The 24,703-nt window shown below is 39.8% G+C and carries 26 protein-coding genes; 10 read left to right on the forward strand and 16 right to left on the reverse strand.

The window, feature by feature from the left end; translation table 11 throughout:
- Window positions 1–24 precede the first annotated feature (24 nt).
- Window positions 25–585 (reverse strand): ribosome recycling factor, encoded by a 561-nt coding sequence (frr, locus tag ACJG85_RS04210; protein WP_412464951.1) that lies wholly within the window; start codon window positions 583–585, stop codon window positions 25–27.
- Window positions 586–669: 84 nt separating this feature from the next.
- Complete coding sequence (pyrH, locus tag ACJG85_RS04215) at window positions 670–1,377, reverse strand: UMP kinase (RefSeq protein WP_409675942.1); 708 nt, start codon at window positions 1,375–1,377, stop codon at window positions 670–672.
- A 259-nt stretch (window positions 1,378–1,636) separates the two neighbouring features.
- On the opposite strand from pyrH, the gene ACJG85_RS04220 reads away from it, so the two are divergent.
- The gene (locus tag ACJG85_RS04220; protein WP_409675945.1) at window positions 1,637–2,257 is read left to right on the forward strand and encodes a thioredoxin family protein; all 621 of its coding nucleotides are present in this window, start codon (window positions 1,637–1,639) and stop codon (window positions 2,255–2,257) included.
- On the opposite strand, the gene ACJG85_RS04225 is transcribed toward ACJG85_RS04220, so the two are convergent.
- From ACJG85_RS04225 to ACJG85_RS04245, 5 genes are all read right to left on the reverse strand, one after another.
- Complete coding sequence (locus tag ACJG85_RS04225) at window positions 2,237–2,800, reverse strand: hypothetical protein (RefSeq protein WP_409675948.1); 564 nt, start codon at window positions 2,798–2,800, stop codon at window positions 2,237–2,239. The genes ACJG85_RS04220 and ACJG85_RS04225 overlap by 21 nt on opposite strands.
- On the reverse strand, window positions 2,790–3,494 hold the full coding sequence (gene truB, locus ACJG85_RS04230; protein WP_412464953.1) for a tRNA pseudouridine(55) synthase TruB: 705 nt from the start codon (window positions 3,492–3,494) through the stop codon (window positions 2,790–2,792). Before truB ends, ACJG85_RS04225 begins: the two co-directional genes overlap by 11 nt.
- 3 nt (window positions 3,495–3,497) lie before the next feature.
- On the reverse strand, window positions 3,498–4,307 hold the full coding sequence (locus ACJG85_RS04235; protein ID WP_412476999.1) for an undecaprenyl-diphosphate phosphatase: 810 nt from the start codon (window positions 4,305–4,307) through the stop codon (window positions 3,498–3,500).
- An 82-nt stretch (window positions 4,308–4,389) separates the two neighbouring features.
- A complete protein-coding gene (locus tag ACJG85_RS04240; RefSeq protein WP_412464954.1) occupies window positions 4,390–4,626 on the reverse strand; it encodes a DUF3098 domain-containing protein in 237 nt (78 codons plus the stop codon).
- A gap of 51 nt (window positions 4,627–4,677) precedes the next feature.
- Window positions 4,678–5,553 carry a cell division protein FtsX gene (locus tag ACJG85_RS04245; RefSeq protein ID WP_412477000.1) on the reverse strand — a complete coding sequence of 292 codons (876 nt, stop codon included), beginning with the start codon at window positions 5,551–5,553 and terminating at the stop codon, window positions 4,678–4,680.
- A gap of 378 nt (window positions 5,554–5,931) precedes the next feature.
- Between ACJG85_RS04245 and ACJG85_RS04250 the strand changes: the two genes are divergently transcribed.
- The 3 genes from ACJG85_RS04250 (at window position 5,932) to ACJG85_RS04260 (ending at window position 10,582) form a co-directional block, all read left to right on the forward strand.
- A complete protein-coding gene (locus ACJG85_RS04250) occupies window positions 5,932–8,970 on the forward strand; it encodes a leucine--tRNA ligase (protein WP_412477001.1) in 3,039 nt (1,012 codons plus the stop codon).
- A 165-nt stretch (window positions 8,971–9,135) separates the two neighbouring features.
- The gene (locus ACJG85_RS04255) at window positions 9,136–9,810 is read left to right on the forward strand and encodes a hypothetical protein (RefSeq protein ID WP_409675960.1); all 675 of its coding nucleotides are present in this window, start codon (window positions 9,136–9,138) and stop codon (window positions 9,808–9,810) included.
- Between the two features lie 70 nt (window positions 9,811–9,880).
- Window positions 9,881–10,582, forward strand: a complete 702-nt coding sequence (locus tag ACJG85_RS04260) for a zinc metallopeptidase (protein ID WP_409675963.1) — start codon at window positions 9,881–9,883, stop codon at window positions 10,580–10,582.
- 260 nt (window positions 10,583–10,842) lie between these two features.
- Here the strand turns inward: ACJG85_RS04260 and ACJG85_RS04265 are convergent, their stop codons facing one another.
- From ACJG85_RS04265 to ACJG85_RS04280, 4 genes are all read right to left on the reverse strand, one after another.
- Window positions 10,843–11,313, reverse strand: coding sequence for an Lrp/AsnC family transcriptional regulator (locus tag ACJG85_RS04265; protein ID WP_290874052.1), 471 nt, complete (start codon window positions 11,311–11,313; stop codon window positions 10,843–10,845).
- Window positions 11,314–11,541: 228 nt separating this feature from the next.
- Window positions 11,542–12,915 carry a saccharopine dehydrogenase family protein gene (locus ACJG85_RS04270; protein ID WP_412464958.1) on the reverse strand — a complete coding sequence of 458 codons (1,374 nt, stop codon included), beginning with the start codon at window positions 12,913–12,915 and terminating at the stop codon, window positions 11,542–11,544.
- Between the two features lie 77 nt (window positions 12,916–12,992).
- Window positions 12,993–13,316, reverse strand: a complete 324-nt coding sequence (locus ACJG85_RS04275; RefSeq protein ID WP_412464959.1) for a hypothetical protein — start codon at window positions 13,314–13,316, stop codon at window positions 12,993–12,995.
- 10 nt (window positions 13,317–13,326) lie between these two features.
- Entirely contained in the window at window positions 13,327–14,085 is a 759-nt protein-coding gene (locus ACJG85_RS04280) for a DUF3108 domain-containing protein (RefSeq protein ID WP_412477002.1), read from the reverse strand.
- 126 nt (window positions 14,086–14,211) lie between these two features.
- Between ACJG85_RS04280 and ACJG85_RS04285 the strand changes: the two genes are divergently transcribed.
- Together ACJG85_RS04285 and pckA are read left to right on the forward strand one after the other, a co-directional pair.
- Window positions 14,212–14,598: a DUF423 domain-containing protein gene (locus ACJG85_RS04285; protein WP_409675978.1), complete on the forward strand. Its 387-nt coding sequence runs from the start codon at window positions 14,212–14,214 to the stop codon at window positions 14,596–14,598.
- 80 nt (window positions 14,599–14,678) lie between these two features.
- Window positions 14,679–16,304 (forward strand): phosphoenolpyruvate carboxykinase (ATP), encoded by a 1,626-nt coding sequence (gene pckA, locus ACJG85_RS04290; protein ID WP_409675981.1) that lies wholly within the window; start codon window positions 14,679–14,681, stop codon window positions 16,302–16,304.
- Between the two features lie 69 nt (window positions 16,305–16,373).
- On the opposite strand, the gene ACJG85_RS04295 is transcribed toward pckA, so the two are convergent.
- The gene (locus ACJG85_RS04295) at window positions 16,374–17,123 is read right to left on the reverse strand and encodes a uroporphyrinogen-III synthase (RefSeq protein WP_409676216.1); all 750 of its coding nucleotides are present in this window, start codon (window positions 17,121–17,123) and stop codon (window positions 16,374–16,376) included.
- 10 nt (window positions 17,124–17,133) lie between these two features.
- On the reverse strand, window positions 17,134–17,808 hold the full coding sequence (locus ACJG85_RS04300; protein ID WP_409675984.1) for a DUF4271 domain-containing protein: 675 nt from the start codon (window positions 17,806–17,808) through the stop codon (window positions 17,134–17,136).
- A gap of 106 nt (window positions 17,809–17,914) precedes the next feature.
- Here ACJG85_RS04300 and ACJG85_RS04305 point away from each other — a divergent pair, with 106 nt between their 5' ends.
- Genes ACJG85_RS04305 through ACJG85_RS04315 form a run of 3 tightly spaced genes read left to right on the forward strand, consistent with a single transcriptional unit; the run spans window position 17,915 to window position 20,405 of the window.
- Window positions 17,915–18,637, forward strand: coding sequence for a polyprenol monophosphomannose synthase (locus ACJG85_RS04305; protein WP_409675987.1), 723 nt, complete (start codon window positions 17,915–17,917; stop codon window positions 18,635–18,637).
- Between the two features lie 9 nt (window positions 18,638–18,646).
- The gene (locus ACJG85_RS04310) at window positions 18,647–19,987 is read left to right on the forward strand and encodes a dihydroorotase (RefSeq protein ID WP_412477003.1); all 1,341 of its coding nucleotides are present in this window, start codon (window positions 18,647–18,649) and stop codon (window positions 19,985–19,987) included.
- A 37-nt stretch (window positions 19,988–20,024) separates the two neighbouring features.
- Complete coding sequence (locus ACJG85_RS04315; protein WP_409675993.1) at window positions 20,025–20,405, forward strand: DUF4296 domain-containing protein; 381 nt, start codon at window positions 20,025–20,027, stop codon at window positions 20,403–20,405.
- On the opposite strand, the gene ACJG85_RS04320 is transcribed toward ACJG85_RS04315, so the two are convergent.
- Window positions 20,406–21,404: an NAD-dependent epimerase/dehydratase family protein gene (locus ACJG85_RS04320; protein ID WP_412477004.1), complete on the reverse strand. Its 999-nt coding sequence runs from the start codon at window positions 21,402–21,404 to the stop codon at window positions 20,406–20,408. It abuts the gene before it with no gap.
- 283 nt (window positions 21,405–21,687) lie between these two features.
- Here ACJG85_RS04320 and tyrS point away from each other — a divergent pair, with 283 nt between their 5' ends.
- Window positions 21,688–22,983, forward strand: a complete 1,296-nt coding sequence (gene tyrS, locus ACJG85_RS04325) for a tyrosine--tRNA ligase (protein WP_412477005.1) — start codon at window positions 21,688–21,690, stop codon at window positions 22,981–22,983.
- A 29-nt stretch (window positions 22,984–23,012) separates the two neighbouring features.
- On the opposite strand, the gene ACJG85_RS04330 is transcribed toward tyrS, so the two are convergent.
- On the reverse strand, window positions 23,013–23,681 hold the full coding sequence (locus ACJG85_RS04330) for a hypothetical protein (protein ID WP_412477006.1): 669 nt from the start codon (window positions 23,679–23,681) through the stop codon (window positions 23,013–23,015).
- Between the two features lie 38 nt (window positions 23,682–23,719).
- Window positions 23,720–24,700: an acyl transferase gene (locus ACJG85_RS04335; RefSeq protein WP_412464964.1), complete on the reverse strand. Its 981-nt coding sequence runs from the start codon at window positions 24,698–24,700 to the stop codon at window positions 23,720–23,722.
- Between the last annotated feature and the right edge of the window lie 3 nt (window positions 24,701–24,703).

The following is a 24,703-nucleotide window of genomic DNA, read 5'->3' on the forward strand; positions in this document are numbered from 1 at the left end:
ATTTTAGTATGGAATTAACAAAAGTTACACTTTCATAATTTCGGCTTCTTTGATGGCCAAATGTTCTTCAATTTTTTTGATGTAAGCATCGGTTAATTTTTGAACATCTTCTTCTGCTTTTTTGCAAACATCTTCCGAAGTACCTTCTTTTTCTAATTTTTTGATATCGGTATTGGCATCTTTACGAGCGTTTCGGATACCGATTTTAGCGTCTTCAGCTTCCGCTTTGGCTTGTTTTACCAAATCGCGTCTTCTTTCTTCAGTAAGCGGCGGAACGCTAATGATAATATTATCACCATTGTTCATAGGGTTAAACCCTAAATTAGCAATCATGATGGCTTTTTCGATAGGATGCAACATGCTTTTTTCCCAAGGCGTAACCGTAATAGTACGAGCATCGGGAACGTTAATGTTGGCTACTTGAGATAATGGCGTTTGTGAACCGTAATAGTCAACAAACACACCACCTAACATTTGAGGTGATGCTTTTCCGGCGCGGATGTTTAAAAATTCTTTTTCCAAATGCGCCACAGAACCGTTCATAGATTCTTTGGTGCTGTCTAAGATAAATTCAATTTCTTCCATTTTCTATTTAGATTGTTAGATTTTTAGATTGTCAGATATTTAGACTATTGTAAGAGTCTAATAATCTAAGTCAGTCTAAGCGGTCTATATTTTTACTACTGTTCCTACGTTTTCGCCTTCGCAAATTTTGAGTAAGTTGCCTTTTTTATTCATGTCGAATACCACTATCGGCAATTCATTTTCCTGACTCAAGGTGAATGCTGTCGTATCCATTACATTCAATCCTTTTTTAAGGACATCGTCAAAAGTAATGCTTTCAAACTTCACGGCATTCGGGTTTTTCTCCGGATCGGCATCGTAAACACCGTCAACGCGAGTTCCTTTTAAAATCACATCGGCGTGTACTTCAATGCCGCGTAAAACAGCTGCGGTATCGGTGGTGAAATACGGGTTTCCGGTTCCGGCTCCGAAAATTACAATTCTGCCTTTTTCCAAATGGCGCACGGCTCTTCTTTTGATGTAAGGTTCGGCGATAGCTTCAATTTTCAAGGCAGTTTGCAAACGAGTCAACATGCCTTTGTCCTCCAAAGCACCTTGCAGCGCCATTCCGTTAATTACAGTGGCTAACATCCCCATATAATCGCCTTGTACTCGATCCATACCGTTACTCGCTCCGGCAACGCCCCTGAAAATATTTCCGCCTCCGATAACAATAGCGATTTCTACACCTTTATCGTGGATTTCTTTGATTTCGTCTGCATATTCGGCCAAACGCTTAGGGTCGATACCGTATTGTTTGTCACCCATCAGGGCTTCGCCACTCAATTTCAGAAGAATTCTTTTGTATTTCATCCGTATCTGTTTTTAGTTAGGAGTTAGATTGTTGCTCTTTGAGCTTACATTATTAGTTGTGTTTTTCTTTTGTAGGAGTTATTCGGAACAGCCTTTACATTTCGGTTTATAATCTGCCAAACAATCCAAAGTCAAAAGTGTTGCAAATATAAACATATTCTGTTTTTTTGTGTTATTCGTTAAAAATATTGTTTGGTAACATTAATTACTTTTAAATCCTCTTTGGTTTTGTAGCTTTGCGGCATCAAATCAAAGTTTTATGGAAACCATCATCCAAAGCAGTTTAGCAAACAGTATAACCTACGAAACCTACAGAAACACTATAGATACCCTATTAAAAGAACGTAAATCTACCGGTCATGAGCAATCAGAAGCGCTTACGCATTATTCTGAACTCAATGTCACGAGAATGAATCGTTTGGAAAAAACGATGACTATAGCAGCAGAATTTGTCGAACAACTAAAGGCGTTAAAAGGCGACTATCTTTGGTTGGTTATTTCTGAAGGTTGGTGTGGCGACGCTGCGCAATTGGTGCCGATTTTTCATAAAATGGCTGAGTTGTCTCCGAATATTGAAATGAAAATAGCCCTGCGTGATGACAACAATGCTTTGATGAATTTGTTCCTAACCAACGGCGCCAGAAGTATTCCCAAGTTGATCATCTTAGATAAAAATACTTTAGAAGTTTTAGGCGATTTCGGGCCAAGACCGCAAGGAGCCAAACAATTGATTTTAGATTACAAAGCCGAACACGGTGTGGTTGATGAAACTGCGAAAACCAATTTACAACTTTGGTATCTGCACGATAAAGGCTTGTCCACCCAAAAGGAGATCATGGCAGTAATGGCGGCAGCCGAGTTAAAACATAATGTAGTATAAGCCAATCGAGAAACTGCCAATTCTTTCCGGGGTAACTTTAGAAAAGCCGTATTGGCACAATTCTACATACAGGCCCAAACCACTGTCGTCGTCTTCCAGGCCTAAGCTGATTTTTTGAAAATTCCCGGACAGCTTATCGCCGGTTAGCGAAAGGCTTCTGCCGTAGCCAATTTCAGTAGTGATTCTGGTGTCTTCGCCTACTTTGGGACTCAAGCGAAAGGAACCAAAAACGGGTGCAACAATCAAGCCTTTGTTGGCCTTCCAGTCGATGCCGATGTTTACTCCAACGCCAACCCATTTGTCGTAATGTGTTCCGATTCCGGCTCTGGCACTCAAACCATCCAACAAAAACCAAGGTTCTTCTTCTCCGGTGTACGGATTGATTTCTCCCGCATATTGGTTGACTCTTAAAGGAGAAGAAAGTTCAAATTTTGTATAAAAGGGTTTGTCGTCTTCGGGAAACATTTCCGGTCTTACTTCTACTACTTGAGCAAAGCCTACTTGAAACAAAACCAGAAAAAGCAGCAATATGTTAAGCTTCATCGGTATTGATTTTTAGCTCAAAAGCCTCCGGAGTGATGCCGTTTTCAACGGAGTAGTCGCCAATTTTTGTGCGGCGTAAAACCGACAAATAACCGCCTGATTGCAAAACCTTTCCAAAGTCGTAAGCCAAGGAACGAATGTAAGTGCCTTTGCTGCATTTGACTCTGAAATCAATTTCCGGCAATGCCATACGGGTAATCTCAAATTCGTAAATGGTGGTTTTTCGGGCTTCAATTTCCACTTCAGAACCTTCGCGCGCGTGCTCGTACAACCTTTTGCCGTCTTTTTTGATGGCCGAAAATACCGGAGGCTTTTGGTCGATTTCGCCTAAAAACTGTTGAAGCGTGGCTTCTATTAACTCAGCAGTAATATGTTCGGTCGGGAAAGTAGCATCAACATCCGTTTCCATATCATACGACGGCGTGGTGGCGCCTAAGACTATGGTTCCGGTGTATTCTTTCGCCTGACCTTGGATGTCCGGAATCATTTTGGTAAACTTTCCGGTGCACACAATGAGCAATCCTGTGGCCAACGGATCTAAAGTGCCGGCATGACCGATTTTAAATTTTTTAGGAAGATTGTATTTTCTTTTTAAAACGTATTTCAACTTGTTCACCGCCTGAAAAGACGACCAAGTGAGCGGTTTGTCTATGAGCAAGACCTGACCTTGCAAAAAATCTTCAGCCGTTTTCAAAGCTTATCGGTTTAAGGAGAAGTAAATTAGCAAAGCCATACCGGCCACAATTCGGTAATAACCCCAAGGTTTAAAACCGTATTTTTTAATGATACCGATAAAAAATTTAATGGCAATCACAGCTACTATAAAAGCCACGATGTTACCTACTAAAAACATTTTTAAATTATCGGAAGATTGTGTCAATAGCTCATAACCTTTGAGTTGTGACGCTTCGTAAGTCTTTAAAAATAAAGAATAAGTAGTTACCGCCAACATGGTAGGAACCGCCAAGAAAAACGAAAATTCTGCAGCCGTTTCTCGGGTTAATCCTTGTTGCATCCCACCAATAATGGAGGCCGCAGAGCGACTGGTGCCGGGCATCATGGCCAAACATTGCCAAAAGCCAATGGTAACGGCTTTTTTAACGGTAATGTCTTCTTCATGTGCCACAGTAGGATGGTTAAAACGACCGTCAATAAATAAAAGCACAATCCCGCCAAGAATTAAAACAATCGCTATTGGAATGGGGTCGCCCAACACGGCTTCAATCTTGTCATCAAACAATTTTCCCAACACTAAGGCCGGAATTACTGCACAAGCCAATTTCACATAGAAGCTGAGTTTGCTGAAATCAAAAAACTTCCGCCAATACAAAACCACTACGGCCAAAATCGCTCCGAATTGTATCGAAACCTGAAACAATTTTACAAAGTCGTCTTCTTGTATGCCAAAAAAAGAACTGGTAAAAATCATGTGAGCTGTTGAAGAAACCGGCAAGTATTCGGTTAAGCCTTCCACGATGGCGATGAGTATCGCTTGAATGTAATCCATGGTTAGATTGTTAGATTATTAGATTATTAGACCTTAGATAAACACTTCTAAGAAGTCCAACAATCTAAGGTGTCTAATACGTCTATTTACTTTTCTTGAAAATCGAATAAATGGTAATCCCGAAACCAATCAAAACTACGGTTGGCGCCAAACGAATTCTGCGGAAACTGAATACATCTTCATTGAATACATTCGGGTCATTGCTGCCACCACCACTCATTAGGATAAAACCCAAAGCAATTACGGCAATACCAATCAGTAATATTTTGTAGTTTACCTTTTCAAAAAGAAAATCCGGTTTTTGCTCGTTGTTTTTCATGTATTATTTCTTAAATTCTTATATCAAAAATCGCTATTCTTCAATCAACAATCAATAAAGATCGTCTGTTCTTAAATTCAAAAAGCGTTGGGTAGCAAAAAAGGTACTCAACCAAGTAATCAGCATTCCTAAAACCACAACGCCTAATAAAACAGCGGATATAGCCAGTTGATTGTCCATAATGCCCAAGTTGTCGTAGTTGGTTTCAAAATACACCAAAACGCCAATCAAAGCAAATACCGCCAATAGCGAACCAATCAATCCTAAAATTAAACTTCTAACAATAAATGGTTTGCGGATGAATGATTTAGTAGCACCTACCATTTGCATCGTTTTAATAATAAAGCGATTCGCATAAATGGACAAACGCAATGAACTGTTGATGAGCAACACTGAAATAACTGTAAAAATACCGCTGAAAATCAGTATCCACAGACTCACTTCTTGAATTTTGTCGTTAACTTTATCCACCAATTGTTTATCGTAAACAATATCCGCAATCATCTCGTTTTTGCGCAAACGGTTTTGGATTTTAGCAATACTGTCGTTCACCACATAATCGGCTTTCAAATAAATGTCGAAGGAATTTTGCAGCGGATTCACGCCTAAGAACTGCATAAAATCTTCGCCTATGTCTTTTTTATGCATTTCGGCTGCTTTTTCTTTAGAAACGTATTCGAAAGATTTGGCGAATTTGGCCGTTTTCAACTCTTCGTCAAAAGCCTTGATGATGGTATCGTTAGCGTCGTTTTTAAAGAACACGGTCATCGCAATTTCTTCTTTAAAATTGTTAGAAATGCGCTTGGAATTCAATACAAAAAGCCCCAATAAACCCAACAAGAACAGCACTAAAAAGATACTCAACACTACTGAAAAATAAGAGGTAATTACCCTGCGTTTCTGAAACTTTTCAAATGATGATGCCATAGACTGTATTTTATGGGGTAAAAATAATAAAGAAAATTGTTTTTCCCCTTTATAACGCACAAACTTTTAACTTTATTATATTAAATGTAAATTTGCGGCTAAAATTTTTAGGCTTGTCCCAAATTGAGTTTGGGAAGCGAATGGTTCGGGCATTTTCAGCCGTCCATTTTCCCGCTTTCCGCAGTATCTTTTTTGTCACGTTCGGCAAAATAGAGACGCCTTAATAAAAAAAGGATACTTGCTGCAATCGGGGCTAAAAAGTAAACGAATCAAAAACCTTAGAACCTTAGCGCCTCAGTGCCTTAGAACCTTTATAAGAATGACTCGAGCTCGCAAGAGCGACTGCATGAGACCGATAAAAAACAATATAAACGACGAATGAAATATTTCCACGAAAAAATCGAAGCCAAATGGCAACAGTATTGGGCCCAAAACCAAACGTTTGCGGCAAAACAGCCCTGTCAGTCTGAGCCTGTCGAAGACCAACAACCCAAGTATTACGTACTCGACATGTTTCCGTATCCTTCCGGAGCCGGCTTACACGTTGGGCATCCACTGGGTTACATCGCTTCCGATATCGTTGCGCGTTTCAAACGCCACAAAGGTTTTAACGTATTGCATCCGCAAGGCTATGATTCTTTTGGGTTGCCGGCCGAGCAATACGCCATCCAAACCGGACAACATCCGGAAAAAACCACTCGTGAAAACATTGCCCGTTACCGTGAGCAATTAGACAAAATCGGTTTTTCTTTTGATTGGAGTAGAGAAGTACGCACTTCTAATCCCGATTATTACAAACACACGCAGTGGATTTTCATCCAATTGTTCAACTCGTGGTACAACAACGATACGAACAAAGCCGAAGACATTGCCACACTAATCGCTATTTTCGAAAAAGAAGGAAATGCGACGGTTAATGCGGTTTGCGACGATAATATCACACCATTTTCAGCTGCAGAATGGAACGCTTTCTCTTCAGACGAACAACAAAAAATATTACTTCAATACAGATTAACTTACTTAGCCGAAACCGAAGTCAACTGGTGTCCGGCTTTAGGAACCGTTTTAGCCAACGACGAAATTGTTAACGGCGTTTCCGAACGCGGCGGTCATCCGGTCATTCGCAAAAAAATGACCCAATGGTCGATGCGCATCTCCGCTTATGCCGAACGTTTATTACAAGGTTTAGACACTATTGACTGGAGCGAATCCATTAAAGAAAGTCAGCGAAACTGGATTGGAAAATCCGTCGGAGCTATGGTGAAGTTTCAAGTTCAAAACCCGCAACCCGCAACCCGCAACTCGGAACTTTTTATCGACGTCTTCACAACAAGACCTGACACCATCTTCGGCGTTACGTTTATGACTTTGGCACCGGAACACGAATTGGTTGCTAAAATCACCACTCCGGAACAAAAAGCTGCCGTGGAAGCTTATGTTGAAGCCACCGCCAAACGCTCTGAGCGTGAAAGAATGGCCGATGTCAAAACCATTTCAGGCGTTTTTACCGGCGCTTATGCCGAACATCCGTTTACCAAAGAACCGATTCCGGTTTGGATAGGCGATTACGTCTTGGCCGGTTACGGCACCGGAGCAGTAATGGCTGTACCTTGCGGTGACGAAAGAGATTATGCTTTTGCCCATTTCTTCAAAGGACAAAACGGGATGCCCGAAATTAAAAACATTTTCAACCAAGATATTTCGCAAGAAGCCTTTGCCGCTAAAGAAGGATTCCAATTGGTGAACTCAGATTTCCTAAATGGCTTGGGCTACAAAGAAGGCACTAAAAAAGCGATTGAAGCCTTAGAAAAAATCGGGCAGGGGAAAGGCAAAACCAACTACCGTTTGCGCGATGCGGTTTTCTCTCGCCAACGCTACTGGGGTGAACCGTTTCCGGTGTATTATGTGAACGGCTTGCCGCAAATGATTGACCCAAAATACTTGCCAATCGTTTTACCCGAAGTAGAAAAATATTTACCCACCGAAGACGGTCAACCACCTTTAGGTAATGCTACGGATTGGGCTTGGGATACTGTTGCCAATAAAGTAGTGAGCAACGAATGGATTAACCATCAAACCGTCTTCCCTTTAGAGTTAAACACCATGCCGGGTTGGGCAGGCAGTTCCTGGTATTGGATGCGTTATATGGACGCGCACAACAATGCCGAGTTTGCCTCAGCCGACGCCTTAAAATATTGGGAAAACGTAGATTTATACATAGGCGGAAGCGAACACGCCACCGGCCACTTGTTGTACTCGCGTTTTTGGAACAAATTTTTAAAAGACAAAGGTTTTGCACCTACCGAAGAACCGTTCAAGAAATTGATCAATCAAGGGATGATTTTGGGAGAAAGTGCATTTTTATTTGTCTTGCAAGTTAGATTTGGTGATAAAAGCGGTCAAACACAAGTAATAATTACAAAAGAGTTATATTCTCAATTTGTAAATGGAGGTTCAATAGAAATTCTTCCTAACATTTTAAAAAGTTTCTTAATGGATGAGATGAATTCTTATCTTCAATTTAATGAAGAATTAAAGGGATTACCATTCAATTTCATATGTTATAAAACTGCAATTGATGTTAATTATGTTAATTTAAAGAATGAAATTGTAATTGATGAATTAGAGGATAATAACAGATATAAAATAGATATCATGAATTCTTCATATTTTGATGGAGAATCTATAATAAACGGAAAATCAATTAAGATTTTATCAGTTCATAGAGAAGTCGAAAAAATGTCTAAATCCAAATACAACGTCGTAAATCCGGATGACATTTGTAACGATTACGGCGCCGACACTTTGCGTTTATACGAAATGTTCCTCGGTCCGTTAGAACAAGCCAAACCTTGGAATACCGCGGGAATTACCGGAGTGTCAGGTTTCTTGAAAAAACTATGGCGTTTGTATTTTGACGATAACGGATTGATTGTGACTAACGACGAACCGACCGCCGACATGTACAAATCGCTTCACAAAACCATCAAAAAAGTGACGGAAGACATCGAGAATTTCTCGTTCAACACTTCGGTGTCGCAGTTTATGATTTGTGTAAACGAATTGGCTTCGATGAAATGCCATCACAGAGCGATTTTAGAACCATTAGCAGTTTTAATTTCTCCTTATGCGCCGCACATAGCCGAAGAACTTTGGGAGCAATTAGGTCATCAAGGTTCTGTTTCTACTGTTCCTTTTCCGGTTTGCGAAGAAAAATACTTGGTAGAATCGGAAAAAGAGTATCCGGTTTCGTTTAACGGCAAAATGCGTTTCACCATCAAGTTGCCTTTGGATTTAACCGTAGCGCAAATACAGGAAATCGTAATGGCAGACGAGCGTACCATCAAACAATTGGAGGGCAGAACGCCGAATAAAGTTATTATAGTTCCCGGCAAAGTAATCAACTTGGTTGGGTAATAATTTGAGGGATAAGTAAAAGGGGATAAGGGAAAAGTGAACTAACTTTTGCCTTATCCCTTTTTCCTTTTTACTCTTTATCTTCACCATTAGCCAACAAAACGTTAAATCCATTTTCAGCAGTAGTATCTCTTTTTATTTTTGAATAACTTAAAAACAAACCTTATGAAAAAAGTATTATTCACTTTAGTCTTATTGTCTTCTTATGCAAGTTTTAGTCAGGTGCAATCGTCTGATTCTACTAAAACTAAAAAAGTTAAAGTCGATGGTTATATCGGATTCAACGGTAATATTAACGACAACATGAATCTCAACAAAAAACTCAGCAATGCCGATTTACCGGAGTTGGACAGTTTTGTGCCCGAATTGACTTTCGGATTCAACGTTTTCGGTAAAGAATACTCCGGGGATATCGAGTTTGGGTTTTTGTTTGCCAAGCCTGAGAAAGACAACAACGAAATGAAATACCGTGGGTTCAATACCCGAATGAGAGTACATTACAATTTGGTGAACCAAGAGAAGTTTGCTTTCACCACCGGACTTTCGTTAGCCTATATGGGCAGCCAATATGATATTTATTCCAAAAACAACACCATCGACTTAAACGATTTAGATCCGAACAGCAATAGTGGGCACGTGAGTTTTAACAATCAAATGTTGTATTTTGGGCCTTCAGTTTCAGCTTATTTATTTAGAAAATCGAGTTTCCAACTCAAAGTCAACGCCGGTTATGAATTTGCCTTAACCCGCGGGCGTTATGACTCGGAATTTGGTAGCGTTTTAAACAACATAGGCGAATCAGGGAATAACCGTTTTGTTTTTGGAATTACTTTGTTATAATGACAAGCTGTCATTGGTTTAGCTTTGGCGCACCTTTTGAAGCAAGTTTAGAAACTTAAATTCAGAAATTATGTTAGGCTATTATATTTTAATCGGTTTGATTGCTTTGGTGAGTTTTGCGGTAAGTTCAAAACTCAAAAGCAAGTTTGAGGAGTATTCCCATTTACACTTGCGCAATGGTATGAGTGGTGCCGAAATTGCCACTCAAATGCTACACGATCACGGCATATACGATGTAAAAGTGATTTCCACACCCGGCCAATTGACAGACCATTACAATCCAACCGACAAAACGGTTAACTTAAGCGAAGGTGTTTACAACCAACGCAATGCCGCCGCTGCAGCCGTAGCCGCTCACGAATGCGGTCATGCCGTACAACATGCCACAGCTTATAATATGTTGCAGTTGCGCTCGCAGTTGGTGCCTATTGTTAATGTAGCTTCCGGTATGTCGCAATGGTTAATTATCGGGGGTTTAATTTTAGGCGCTGCAGCCGGTTTAGGTCTCGGATTTTACATAGCTGTAGCCGGATTGTTGTTGATGGCAGTCGCTACTGCTTTCAGTTTTATTACTTTACCGGTAGAATACGACGCTAGTAATCGTGCTTTGGCTTGGTTAAAAAACAAAAACATGGTGAGTCAGCAAGAATACGCCGGTGCCGAAGACGCCTTAAAATGGGCCGCCCGAACGTATGTAGTCGCCGCTATTGGTGCTTTGGCTTCACTCTTGTATTGGGCGCTGCAAGTTTTCGGAGGTTCCAGAGACGAATAAAAATAAACCCGTTACGAAAGTAGCGGGTTTTTTATTTGGGAGCGGAAAGGCTCGGGCTTTAACAGTGGTCCGTTTTCCCGCTTTTCGGGTTACGCGGTAACCTCTTCACTCGGGGCTAGAGAGAAGCAATAAGTGTACTTGCAAGCAAAGGTTCTCGATTAGCTTCGCTCAATTCGGCTAAAGCCTCGGGTCAATTTTCACTTCACTGCGTTCCGTAAAAACCATTCGAACTAACGAAACCCGCAACCCGCAACTCACAATTAAAGCTGTATCTGTCGTTCTAACTGTTGTTCTAACGAAATAAAAGTCTCCGTTCTCGAAACGCCTTCAATGGGTTGAATTTTTTTGTTGAGCAATTGCATTAAGTGTTCGTTGTCGCGGCAAATAATTTTAATCAGGATACTCCAGTTTCCCGTGGTGTAGTGGCACTCCAATACTTCGGGAATTTTTTTGAGTTCTCTTACGGCGTCGGCATTGCTCGAAGCTTTGTCTAAATAAATGCCAATGAAGGCCATGGTTTTATAGCCTAACACTTTATTGTCTATCACGACTTTAGAGCCCGAAATTACACCAGCTTCTTCGAGTTTGCGCAACCGTTGGTGAATGGCGGCACCGGAAATGCCGATTTTATTGGCGATTTGTAAAATGGGCTTTCGGGCATCTTCCATAAGGTCGCGGAGGATTTCTTTGTCGATGCCATCAATTTCAATTTGCAGCTGGTTAATTTTCATGAGTCAAATATTTAAAGTAAAAATAGTGATTTACTTTATGTTTTAAATAAAAAAACCAAAATCGGTTAAGATTTTGGTTTTATTGTTGTTCGCTGAAAAGAAAACGGAAACCTCTTTAGCCCTGATGGGAGTGGCACGAAGTAGAACGGACAGCAGGAATATGGATTCCAAAAATGCCCGAGCCATTCGCTTCCAATAAATCAACAACTTAGTGACTCAGACACTTTATTAATTCCCTAACAATCGGTCCGGATTGTAGCCTACATAAGGCATTTCGGTTTCTTTGAAAACCACGCCGAAGGTTTCCAATTCTTTTAAGATTGGGTTATACACTTCGGGACGGATGGGCAGTTGTACCCCTGGCGTTTTGATGTTGCCGTTGAGGATTTGCAAAGTCGCCATAGCTACCGGCAACCCTACGGTTTTAGCCATGGCGGTATAGGTTTGGTCGTCGCCGATGCAAACCATTTTAGAGTCGATTTGTTGGCGCGCGCCGTTTATTTCGTAGCCGAATTTGTGGTACATGACAATCATGTCTTTGTCTTCGGGTTGGAGCGACCAGCTGTCGTTGAGGATGCGTTCTAAGATTTGCGCCGGTGTGGCATTTTTGAGTCCGACCTTTTTATTAGGGTTGAACAAATCGAGTTCGAGTAGTTTGTCCCACATAATATCGTCTTGCTCAATACCCAATTGCAAACGGGTTTTGATTTCCACCGAATCGGTTGGCGAATACGGCAGGAACGAATTGATGAAGTCGCGGTAGCTCATGTTTTCTGAGTCTTCCATTATGTAAGTGTCGTCTGTCATGCCCAATTGCACAAACATGTTCCAGGCTTTGGAGAATCCTACGCGACGAATGGTGCCGCGGTACAGCGTGAGCACATCGTCTAAACCATACACACTGCGGTATTTTAGCGAATCGCGGTTGGCGTAGCCTTCAAATTTGCCGTAGCCTTCCACTTCTAAGAACTCGGTTCTGCGGAACAATTTGTGGTACGGGATGTATTTGTATTTGCCTTCTTGGATGAATTTGGAAGCGCCGCCTTGACCGGCCAATACTACATTTCGCGGTGCCCAAGTGAATTTATAGTTCCACAAATTGGTGTCGCTTTCCGGTGCTACTAAACCGCCGCAGAAAGATTCGAATAAAATCATTTTGCCGCCTTTGGCTTTGATGTCGTCTATGACTTTCATCGCGCTCATATGATCGATGCCCGGGTCGAGCCCGATTTCGTTCATAAAAATCAATCCTTTGGCTTTGACTTCGGCATCTAAGCTTTGCATGGCATCGGAGATATAGGAAGCCGTGACCATATTTTTTTGGAAGGTTACACAATCTTTTGCCACTTCGATGTGCATGTGTGCCGGTAACATAGAGATTACGATGTCGGCTTTTTGGATTTCAGCTTGGCGTTGGGCTTCGTTGTTGATGTCGAGCGCAATGGCCGTGGCGTTCGGATGGTTGTTGGTTTTGCGTTGTGCCAATTCCAACGACAAATCGCCTATGGTTAGGTGTAAATTTTCTTCGTTGGATTTGTTTAAAAGGTATTGTATCAGGGAAGATGCGGAACGACCGGCACCGATAATCAGAATTTGTCTCATGCGTTTGTTTGTTGTTGGCAACAAATGTATGAATTTGATTGTAACAAAAAAGCCCATCGTTTCGGATGGACTTTAAGTTATTCTAAACCTTCTATTTCTTCGAGTTCCTTTTTGGCTTCTTGTTTGGTTTCGATTTTTTGTTGTTCGAATTGGGTGTCGGTGGCTACTTCATCTTTTACCAATAAAGTTTTGCCTAAGACTACAGCTGAGCATAATGCGGCAATCGTTAAAATGATTTTCGGGAATTTCTTTTGGCTGTCTTGAGATTGTTTTAAGGTTAGCAATCCAAAGACAAGAGCGAATCCAATTGGTAAAAAAGCCAAAGTATCCAGTGGTAATATGGTGAATGCGATGCCTAAGAGGCCAAATACAACGGATAATATCAAAAAGATTTTTCTCATGTGGTTTGTTTTAAATGCCGGTGGCGGATGTTAAAGTTAACTGTCCCGTGCCAACCGGAATACTAAATTTTAGTAAAGCCGGAATTTTTTTAGCATCAGCGGTAAGCCAAATCAGGTTTTTATCTTTGCCTCTTAAAGCATCTGTTTTGGCTCCGATAGACAATTTGTAGCATTCTTTTTTACCCAAATTCCCGGCGTTAACCGTTTCTTTACCCATAAATCTCAGGGTAACCGGAATTTGTTTTTCGTCGAAAACAATCATCAAATTTTGGGTTTGTCCTACTTTAAATTTGCTGAAATCGATAGTTCTTACTTTGTATAAAAGGGAAATCACATCTTGCGTTGCACCTCCGATGGTGAAAGTTTTTTGGGTTTCCGGTTTGCTTTTTCGCTTAGTGGTACTGTTTACAGTATTCCCTTTGAATGCATATTTTTCCTTTTTGGTATAGCCGCCTTCGTCTATGCTTCTTTTGTACAAACTGGGTTTTAGGTTTGCCGGGTTTACATAAGACTCGTATATGTCGCGAATTTTAAAAAATGAATCCCATTTGCTATAAGTAGACAATTCGCAACTCAAGTGCAAATAGGCGTTTTTGGAGGTCGATACGGTTTCGGTGCTCATGGTAACCTGAGCTAATTGTGTCATTAATCCGCTCATGTTATACGAACCTGCATAAACCAATTTTTCTCCGGATTTAACTGCCTGACCAAAACTCGAATTTGAAAAACCCAAAACGAATAGGCAAAAGCCCCAAAAATTTTTTTTCATAGTGGAAAATTAAGCTGCAAATATAAAATTTTAAAAAAGGCCAGTCACTAAAAGAAAAGTGAAATTACTTTAATTCTTATTAGAAATAACGGATAAATTTGTAAAATAGTATTCAACACTAAACCTATGGAAAGAAAAATCACAAGCTATGGCTTAATTTTAGGTGCAGCGGCCATTATTTTAGGTGCATTCGGTGCCCATGCTTTAAAAAAAGTATTAACAGTTGACGAGTTAAATACCTTTGAAACCGGAGTCAAGTATCAGATGTATCATGCGCTTTTTTTGTTGTTTTTAGGCATGACCGCTTTGGTTGATGATAAAGTCAAGAAAAAAATCTTTCAGTTGGTAGTTGTTGGGATAATTTTTTTCTCAGGCTCAATTTATTTTTTAGCAACCAAGACCATTACCGGAATTGATTTCAGACCGTTGGGTATCGTTACACCGATCGGCGGAGCCTTGTTAATATTGGGCTGGACAGCGTTATTGTGGAATTTAACACTGCGGAGAAAATAATATTCAGAGAAAAAAATAGTTTCTGAAATTTAATTTTTACCTTTGTAGCCTGATTCATAATACAACACAAACTCAATTTTATGGAGAACTACGCTCAAATTACGAAATCGATTTCGTTAGACCAATACGGTATCAAAAACGTTCAAGAAATCATTCATAATCCCTCTTTTGAAAAATTATACAATGACGAATTAAATCCGAATCTGCAAGGTTACGAAAAAGGACAACTTACAGAATTAGGAGCAGTAAATGTGATGACCGGAGTATTTACCGGAAGATCACCTAAAGACAAATATATTGTTAAGGACGCAGTAACCGAAAACACCATTTGGTGGAATTCCGAAAAAGCAGTTAATGACAACAAACCTATATCTCAAAACACTTGGGAAGCTTTAAAAGAAACTACAGTTAGTCAGTTATCCGGCAAAAAATTATATGTGGTTGATGCTTTTTGTGGTGCCAACGAAAACACCCGTTTAAAAGTTCGCTTTATCATGGAAGTGGCTTGGCAGGCCCATTTTGTAACCAATATGTTTATCCGTCCGACGGAAGAAGAATTGGCTAATTTCGGAGAGCCTGATTTTATTGTAATGAACGGTTCTAAAACGTCTTTCAAAGATTATGCTGCTCACGGGTTGAACTCGGAAGTGTATATTGCTTTTAATTTAACTGAAAAAATGCAGTTGATTGGCGGTACTTGGTATGGTGGCGAAATGAAAAAAGGAATGTTCGCTATGATGAATTACTATTTACCATTGCAAGGGATTGCTTCTATGCACTGTTCTGCCAATAAAGGAAAAGATGGTGATGTGGCCGTATTTTTCGGGCTATCCGGAACCGGTAAAACTACTTTGTCAACCGACCCTAAACGCGAATTGATTGGAGATGACGAGCATGGCTGGGATAACGAAGGGGTTTTCAATTTTGAAGGCGGTTGTTATGCTAAAACCATCGATTTAAGTCAAGAAAACGAACCGGATATTTATGGAGCTATTAAAAGAAATGCATTGTTAGAGAACGTAACAGTTGATGCGAACGGTGTAATTGATTTTAAAGACGGTTCGGTAACGCAAAACACCAGAGTTTCTTATCCGATTTATCACATTCAAAATATTGTAAAACCGGTATCCAAAGCCGGTCATGCCACTAAAGTGATTTTCTTAACCGCAGATGCGTTTGGAGTAATGCCACCGGTTTCTAAATTAACACCGGAGCAAACACAATATTACTTCTTGTCCGGTTTTACGGCCAAGTTAGCCGGAACGGAAAGAGGAGTTACCCAACCTGAGCCAACTTTTTCAGCATGTTTCGGAAAGGCTTTCTTAACCTTACACCCAACAAAGTACGGTGAAGAATTGGTTAAAAAGATGGAAGAGAATAACGCTACCGCCTATATGGTGAATACAGGTTGGAACGGCACCGGAAAACGCATTTCCATTAAAGATACTCGCGCTATAATCGATGCTATTTTAGATGGTTCTATTGAAAAAGCCGAGACTAAAATCATTCCGGTTTTCAATTTGGCGGTGCCAACCTCATTGCACGATGTGAATCCGGCCATTTTAGATCCGAGAGATACTTATGAAAACGCTAATGATTGGAATGTTAAAGCAACCGATTTGGCGTCAAGATTCATTAAAAATTTCGCTCAATATACCGATAATGAGCAAGGGCAAAGCTTGATAAAAGCCGGGCCGCAGGTATAACAAACTAACTAACCAAAGAAAAAGCCATTCAAATCGAATGGCTTTTTTATTTTATAATTAGAATGGTTTTTATTTTCCTTTGTTGGCTTCGGCTATGTATTTTTCTAAAGCCATAGTCATAGACGGAGTCTCCGGAGTTGGAGCCAAGATGTCAATTCTTAAACCGTGTTCTAAAGCTTCTTTTTGAGTAGTACTTCCAAAAACTGCAATGCGAGTGTTGTTTTGTTTGAAGTCGGGGAAGTTTTTGAACAACGATTTGATTCCGGTAGGGCTAAAGAAAGCCAAAACATCGTAATACACATCCGCCAAATCCGACAAGTCACTCATTACTGTTTTGTAGAAGGTTGCCTGAGTCCAATCTACTTTCAAATTGTTCAAGGTTTGAGGAACATCGTAATTCAATTGGTCAGAAGCAGGTAACAAGAACTTTTCGTCTTTGTATTTCTTGATTAGCGGAGACAAATCAGCAAAGTCTTTTTGTCCCACATATATCTTGCGTTTGCGGTATACAACGTATTTCTGTAAGTAAAATGCAATAGCTTCAGATTGACAAAAATATTTCAAATCTTCAGGGACTTTATAACGCATTTCTTCAGCTACCCTAAAAAAGTGATCCACAGAATTTCTGCTGGTTAAAATAATGGCCGTATAGTTGTTGAGATCAATTTTTTGAGCCCTAACGTCTTTTGCACTAACTCCTTCGACATGAATGAACGAGCGGAAATCAACTTTTACCTTATGTTTTTGTTGTAACTCAAAATAAGGTGAATTCTCTACTTTTGGCTCCGGTTGAGAGACCAAAATTGTTTTCACTTTCAAATTTGACATTTTAATGTGCTAAATTTTTTGTAATCAAATAATATATAAAATAGTACGGTGCTATTTCAAGTGCGCAAAGATACAAAATAAAATAAAACAACTTGCCGATAAGTAAGTTTTGATAAATCTTCAATGAAACCAAATAAGAATATAAGTTTATTATTAAAATGATACCAATAATGCAAAAAAGCAGTGCATTTGATGAATTGTCGCTGTAAAACAGATAGATGTTCAATGGGAGAATCAACAAGCTGATGAAAGTTCTGTAGCTCACTTTTTGCAGATTGAGTTGTTCGGCAAACTCTTCAATGTTGAAAACGGTGGCAATAATCTTTTCAATCAGAAATTTGGAAAGCACAAAAACTCCAAAAAAAGTCAGGATTCTGATAAAGAGTACCCAATCGGTCTTAGAGACATACCCAAAATGACTTAGCGTCATTTGTATAAAGAAGGCAAAAGAAATGCTTTGAACAATAAAAAGCAGTACCGTAAAACCACTCATCAAATGCGAAGGATCTTTGTACACTTTAATGTATTTGTCGGAAACTAAAATCCTCAAAAAATCATTGAAACGGGTTTCAAAAGCTGTTCGGGTAACGGCAATTAATGCAAACGACAAAACGAAAAGATATGTGGCCCAATCTTTTGCTTCAATTACCCTTGGTTCAAAAACAATTTCTGTCATATATCAGGCAAAATTACTAATTTTTTATTTGTTAAATTATTATAATATTATTAAGATGAGACACTGATAAAAAGTTTATTTTTGCACAAAGTATGACTACATCTTTATGAGTGACGGCATTGTAATTATCCCTACCTATAACGAAATTGAAAACATCGAAAGCATCATTCGAGCCGTTTTTGCTTTACCGAAATCTTTTCATGTTCTCATTGTAGATGACAATTCTCCGGATAAAACCGCCGATAAAGTTGTTGAACTGCAAAAGGAATTTGAAAACCAACTTTTCCTTGAAGTTAGAAAGAAAAAAGCCGGTTTGGGGACAGCTTATGTACACGGCTTTAAGTGGGCAATGCAAAACAATTACAAGTATATTTTTGAAATGGATGCCGACTTTTCACACAATCCCAACGACTTGGCCAAGTTGTATGAAGCTTGTCAAAACGGCGCTGATTTGGCTATCGGTTCTCGGTATGTTACCGGTGTGAATGTGGTGAATTGGCCGCTCAGCAGAGTGTTGTTGTCTTATTTCGCTTCGGTGTATGTGCGAATGATTACCGGAATGAAAATTATGGATGCTACGGCCGGATTCATTTGTTACCGCCGCGAAGTATTAGAAAAAATTAATTTAGATGCCATCAAGTTTATTGGTTACGCCTTTCAAATAGAAATGAAATATAGGGCTTTTGCCAAAAATTTCAAAATTGTTGAGGTTCCGGTGATTTTTACCGACCGCACCAAAGGCCAATCCAAAATGAGTGGTGCCATTATCAAAGAAGCCATTTTTGGCGTTATCTCTCTCCGATTCAGGAAGTTTTTAAACCGATTATAATTTACGAAAATGAATACCGTTTTAATTAAAAATGCCAAAATTGTAAATGAAGGAAAGATAGTTGAAGGTGACGTTTTGATTGAAAACGAATGGATAGTCGAAATAGCTGACAACATCACTCCAAAATCTTCTAACTGTCAAGTCATAGATGCAGAGGGCAATTACCTAATGCCGGGAGCGATTGATGACCAAGTACATTTTCGTGAACCGGGTTTAACCCACAAAGGAACCATAGCCTCCGAAAGTCGTGCTGCTGTAGCCGGTGGAATTACTTCTTTTATAGAACAACCCAACACCGTACCGAATGCCGTTACCCAAGAGCTTTTAGAAGACAAATACCAAATTGCGGCCAAAACATCTTTTGTAAATTATTCTTTTATGATGGGCGGAACCAACGATAATTTGGAGGAAATCTTAAAAACCAACCCAAGAAACGTTGCCGGACTAAAATTGTTTTTAGGTTCTTCAACCGGAAATATGTTGGTGGACAACCAAGAAGCCTTAGAGAAAATATTTTCTTCTACCAAAATGTTGATTGCTGTTCATTGCGAAGATGAAGGTACCATCAGAGCCAATTTGGAACACTACAAAGCCGAGTTTGGTGAAGACATTCCGGTAGAATACCATCACCTGATTAGAAGCGAAGAAGCTTGTTATTTGTCTTCTTCCAAGGCCATCGAACTGGCTAAAAAGACCGGTGCGAGATTACACGTTTTTCATTTGTCAACGGCTAAGGAAATGGAGTTATTTACCAATAAAATTCCATTAGAAGAAAAGCAAATAACCGCTGAAGTTTGTATTCATCATTTGTGGTTTACCGATGCCGATTACAAAACTAAAGGCAATTTGATTAAATGGAATCCTGCAGTAAAAACAGCATCCGACAAAGACGCTTTATGGAAAGCTTTGTTGGATGATCGAATCGATGTGATTGCCACCGATCATGCACCGCATACTTTAGAAGAAAAGCAACAAGTGTATACCAAAGCACCATCAGGCGGACCATTGGTGCAACATGCAGTGGTAGCGATGTTCGAAGCCTATCACCAAGGCAAAATTTCAATTGAAAAAATAGTAGAAAAAATGTGCCACAATCCGGCCAAGATTTTCAAGATTGAAAAGCGAGGTTTTATCAAAGAAGGCTATTATGCCGATTTAGTTTTGGTAAATCCTGCCATGCCTTGGAATGTGAAAAAAGAAAACATTTTGGCGCAATGTGGTTGGTCACCTTTTGAAGGGTATAATTTTAAATCAAGAATTACCCATACTTTTGTAAACGGAAATTTAGTGTATCAGAATTTTAAGGTCAACGAAAAACCTTTCGGAAAAAGATTGTTATTTGACCGTTAAACTTAAAAAGATGTTGAACACTGTTAAAATTTTGAAGATGCGTATAAAAACTCTTTTGTTGGCTTTCTTGTTAGTTTTTGTTAGTTGTGCTAATACTGTAGAAAAACCTAAAAAGTTAATTGATAAAGATAAGATGGTCGATATTTTGTTCGACATAGCTTTGCTTGAAGCTGTTAAATCGCAAAACATAAACGGTGGCATTAGTTCCAAAAAAGCGAATGAATTTTTGTTCAAAAAGTATCAAATTGACAGTTTGCAGTGGGAAGAAAACAATAAGTATTATGCTTCCGACATAGAAGAATACAAAAAAATGTACCAGGAAGTAAAAAGGCGCCTTGAGGAAGAAACTCAAAAGGCTAACGGAACTTCAACAGAAGGAAACATTCCGCCTAATCCGGATGAACCAATGGTGAGGTAACTATTTTTGGTGCAAGCGAACCACTTCGTCTATAACCGAATCGATGCGTTGGAACTCAAAATGCAACGCATTTTTTATTTTAGCATTCGAGATATTGTCAGAAGATAAAAGTGATTGAGTACTGTATTTAGATAACTTTCTCTTGGTGTTTAAAAAAGTCGCCGAAAGCCAATCCAAACGCCAACCTAAAGCTAACATCCAAGGTTTAGCCTCAAATTTTGGTTTTTGGACACCCAACTTTTCTGCAATTAAAAAGATGATGTCTTTGAAAGACCGATTTTCGGCTATCACAGAGAAACGTTCGCCCGAGATATTGCTGTCCATCAGTTGTATCATGATCGAAGCTACATCGATGGCGCTTACATAGCCGGTAGTACCATTGGTGTAAAAAGGAAATCCTTTTTGAACAGCAGAGAAGAAAACACCACTGCCTTGTTGCCAAAAACCGGCTCCGAAAATCACTCCCGGATTAACAATCACTACATTTAAACCTTCTTGCTGACCGCGCCAAATTTCCATTTCGGCTCCGTATTTAGAGATGGCGTAATCGCTGTGCGAGTGTTCCGGATTCCATTCGGTTTCCTCTGTTATAATGGTTTCGTTGGGTTTTAAATCGCCCAAAGCCGCAATGGAACTTACGTGGCACAGTTTGCTTACCTTGTAATCTATACAAAAGTTCACGATGTTGGCCGTGCCTTCGATATTCGTTTTGCGGAGTTTGTTTTCGTCTTTCGGGTTGTAGGAGATTAGCGCGGCGCAGTGGTAAACATGTGTAATGCCTTGAAAGGCTTTTTCTAAAGACGGCACGTCGATAATATCGCCTTCCATCCATTGGATTTTGTAGAATTGGTCTTCCTTGCCATACAATTGGAACAGCGATTGGGTTTTGCGGATGTTTTTTTCGTTTCGGTATATGGCCCTAATTTCCGTCTCGTTTGCCGTTAATTGCAACAGCAAATGCGCGCCTACTAAACCGGTTCCACCTGTGACTAAAATCATAGTTCAAATTTACGAATTAGGATTTAGGAATTAGGATTTATTTTTGGTTTCCAAGCCAGCGAAAAGATTTTCCTATAGCCCTGATTGGAGCGGCACGAAGTATAGTGGAAAGCAGGAATATGGATAGCTGATAAATCCCGAGCCTTTCGCTCCTAAAAATTCCTAATTCCTAATTCCTAATTCCTAATTCTGTTTATCTTTGCGCTCATAAAGAATTATTAGGATGACACGAGCCTGCAAGGCGACTGCATTGAACACCTTTGACAAATATTATCTTAGAGAGATGAAAAATTTAGTAGCAGAATTGCAATGGCGTGGCTTGGTTCACGATATGATGCCCGGAACCGAAGAGCAACTTTTAAAGGAAATGACCACCACTTATATTGGGTTTGACCCGACGAGCGATTCGTTGCATATTGGGAGTTTGGTGCCGATTATTTTGTTGGTACACTTAGAGCGTTTTGGTCACAAGCCTATTGCTTTGGTTGGTGGTGCTACGGGGATGATTGGTGATCCTTCGGGGAAATCGGACGAGCGCAATTTGTTGGATGAAGCGACTTTAGAAAAAAATGTAGCCGGCATTAAAGCGGTGTTGTCTCGTTTTTTAGACTTTAATTCGACTGCGCCTAATGCTCCGATTTTGGTGAACAATTACGATTGGATGAAGGATTTTTCGTTTATCAATTTTGCGCGTGATGTGGGAAAACGCATTACCGTAAACTACATGATGGCTAAGGATTCGGTGAAGAAACGTTTGAGTGGCGAAAGTGGCGAAGGGATGAGTTTTACCGAGTTTACGTATCAGTTGATTCAAGGGTACGATTTTCATCATTTATACAAGACGCACCATTGTTTGTTGCAAATGGGCGGTAGCGACCAATGGGGTAATATTACCACGGGAACGGAGTTGGTGCGCAGAATGAATGGCGAAGGCGCTAAAGCTTACGCTATGACTTGTCCGTTAATTACGAAAGCCGATGGTTCTAAATTCGGGAAATCCGAAGGCGGGAATGTTTGGTTGACGGCGGATAAAACTTCGGTGTACAAATTTTACCAGTTTTGGTTGAATACTACGGATGTTGATGCAGAGAAATACATTAAGATTTTCACTTTTTTAGATAAAGATACGATTGACGCTTTGATTGCTGAGCACCAAACCGCGCCGCATTTGCGTGTGTTGCAAAAGCGCTTAGCAGAAGAAGTAACTACTTTTGTTCACGGTAGAGAAGAGTTGGAGAAAGCGATTTTTGCTTCCGGAGCGTTTTTTAGTCCGACGATGGACGATTTGAAAAAATTGGACACCAAAACTTTCTTGGAAGTCTTTGAAGGCGTACCACAAGCCGAAGTTGAAAAAGCGGATATAGCCAATGGTTTGGATATGATAGCGGTGCTTTCGGCCAAGACCGGTTTCCTGGCTTCGAACAGTGAAGCGAGAAGAGAGTTACAGCAAAACGCGATTTCGTTGAACAAAGAAAAAGTGACAGCGGATTATGTGATTACCGAAAAGGACTTGATTGACGGTCAGTTTTTAATGCTGCAAAAAGGAAAGAAAAATTACTATTTGATTAAAGTTGTATAAATGAAAAGGAACCGAGGAGGTTCCTTTTTTTATTCGCCTAAATCGATTTCCATTTTGTTGGATGTAAACCAGCCCTTGATAAATATTTTGTTGCTCAAGACGTCTTTTTTTTCAGCTGCTGTAAAATCAGAAAGCAGTTCTTCGGTCATTAAGTTGATGTGGAGTTCGATAAAATGCTTTTCTTTTTCTTCTATATAATATTCTATGGCATCGTTTCTATGGTATCTTCTTTTATCCCAGACTAGAATTGACCTGAAGTGTTTGGTTTGATTAGCCTCCATATTTTGAATGTGCTCCAAGAATCCCTCTTTCTTGATTTGAGATAATTGTTCGGGAGTTCTGGATTTTATGTAAGTGTCAACAGAATCAATATATCGAGTGTATTCAGCTTCCGATTTAAAGTACCTAATACTACTATCGCCATTTAAAATACCGTTAGCCTCAATTGCCGTGTCGTTTTCATAAAGTTTGTAGTACACATTGGGACGGAGAGAGCCGGCTCCGATTGGAATAAGATCTTTTGGATTTAAGATAAAAGATATGGGTTTGTTGGTGAGATTGGTTAGGTGGAAATGTAAAACAAATTTTCTCTCGCTTTCACTGGAGTTTAAAACCGATAAAGAGTCGATTTTTATTTCGATTGGTTTTTCTTGTCCAAAAACGGTAATAGCGAAAAAGAGGCAGATAATCAATTTCATAATGGCATTTTGTTTAAAACGAAAAAAAGCCAATTTTATTACAGTACCATTAAATTACAACCGCGAATATCAGAATGATCAAAACGGCCCAAGACCTCGAAAGCGTTGTTGGGTTGTTTTTTGCCCAAATCTTGCGTGGCGATGAAGGCGCAAGAGTTTATGTTGGCCAAGTCGATGACATTAATACCGCCGGTTTTGCCGTAATCCACATAGCTTAACGCATCTTCGGTGTCTCGGATTAAGATGTGCATCCAACTCGGGCATTCGAAAATACCGTTGCCTAAAGAATAGGCTTGAGAGAGCAATTCGGTCATGCCGTATTCTGAATGGATACTTTGAACGCCGAAACCATTGCATAGGATTTGGTGTAGTTCTTCTCGAATCATTTCTTTGCGTTGGCCTTTCATGCCACCGGTTTCCATGATGATGGTGTTTTTGAGCTGAAAGTTTTGTTTGTCGATTAGGTCAAGCAAGGCATAAGTCACTCCTATTAAAATTACATTTTGGCCGGAGTTATCCAGTTCGGTTAATTTAGAAATCAGTTCGTCGTAATTGTGAAGGTAGAAGCCACTATGTTCGTTGTTCGACATTTCGATTAAATCTTTGACCATGTAAATCAACGAGGAGCCACTGCGCTCTAAATAAGATGGAAGCAAGGCCAAAACCGCATAGTCTTCGATATTGCCGTAGAATTCAGAAAAGGCTAAGCGATAACTTTGTTCGTATAGTGAGACATCGGTGACTAAATGTTGGCTGGTAATCATTCCGGTAGTTCCGCTGCTGGTGAAGGTTTCTTGGATTGCGTTGGTGTTTGAAACTACTTCATGGCTTTTGAAAAATTGTATGGGTAAAAACGGAATTTGAGGGAGCGATTTTACTTTTTGTACATCGGTTTTTAAGAAGTCGCAAAATTCCTTATAGACTTTGTTGTTTTCGTATTGGAAACGAAAAACCTTCAAGGCTATTTTTTCAAATTGCTTGTGCGAGGCAATGGTAAATATGTCTTGCGGCTGAACCAAGTG

Source organism: Flavobacterium mekongense (assembly GCF_047038255.1).
GTDB lineage: Bacteria > Bacteroidota > Bacteroidia > Flavobacteriales > Flavobacteriaceae > Flavobacterium > Flavobacterium mekongense.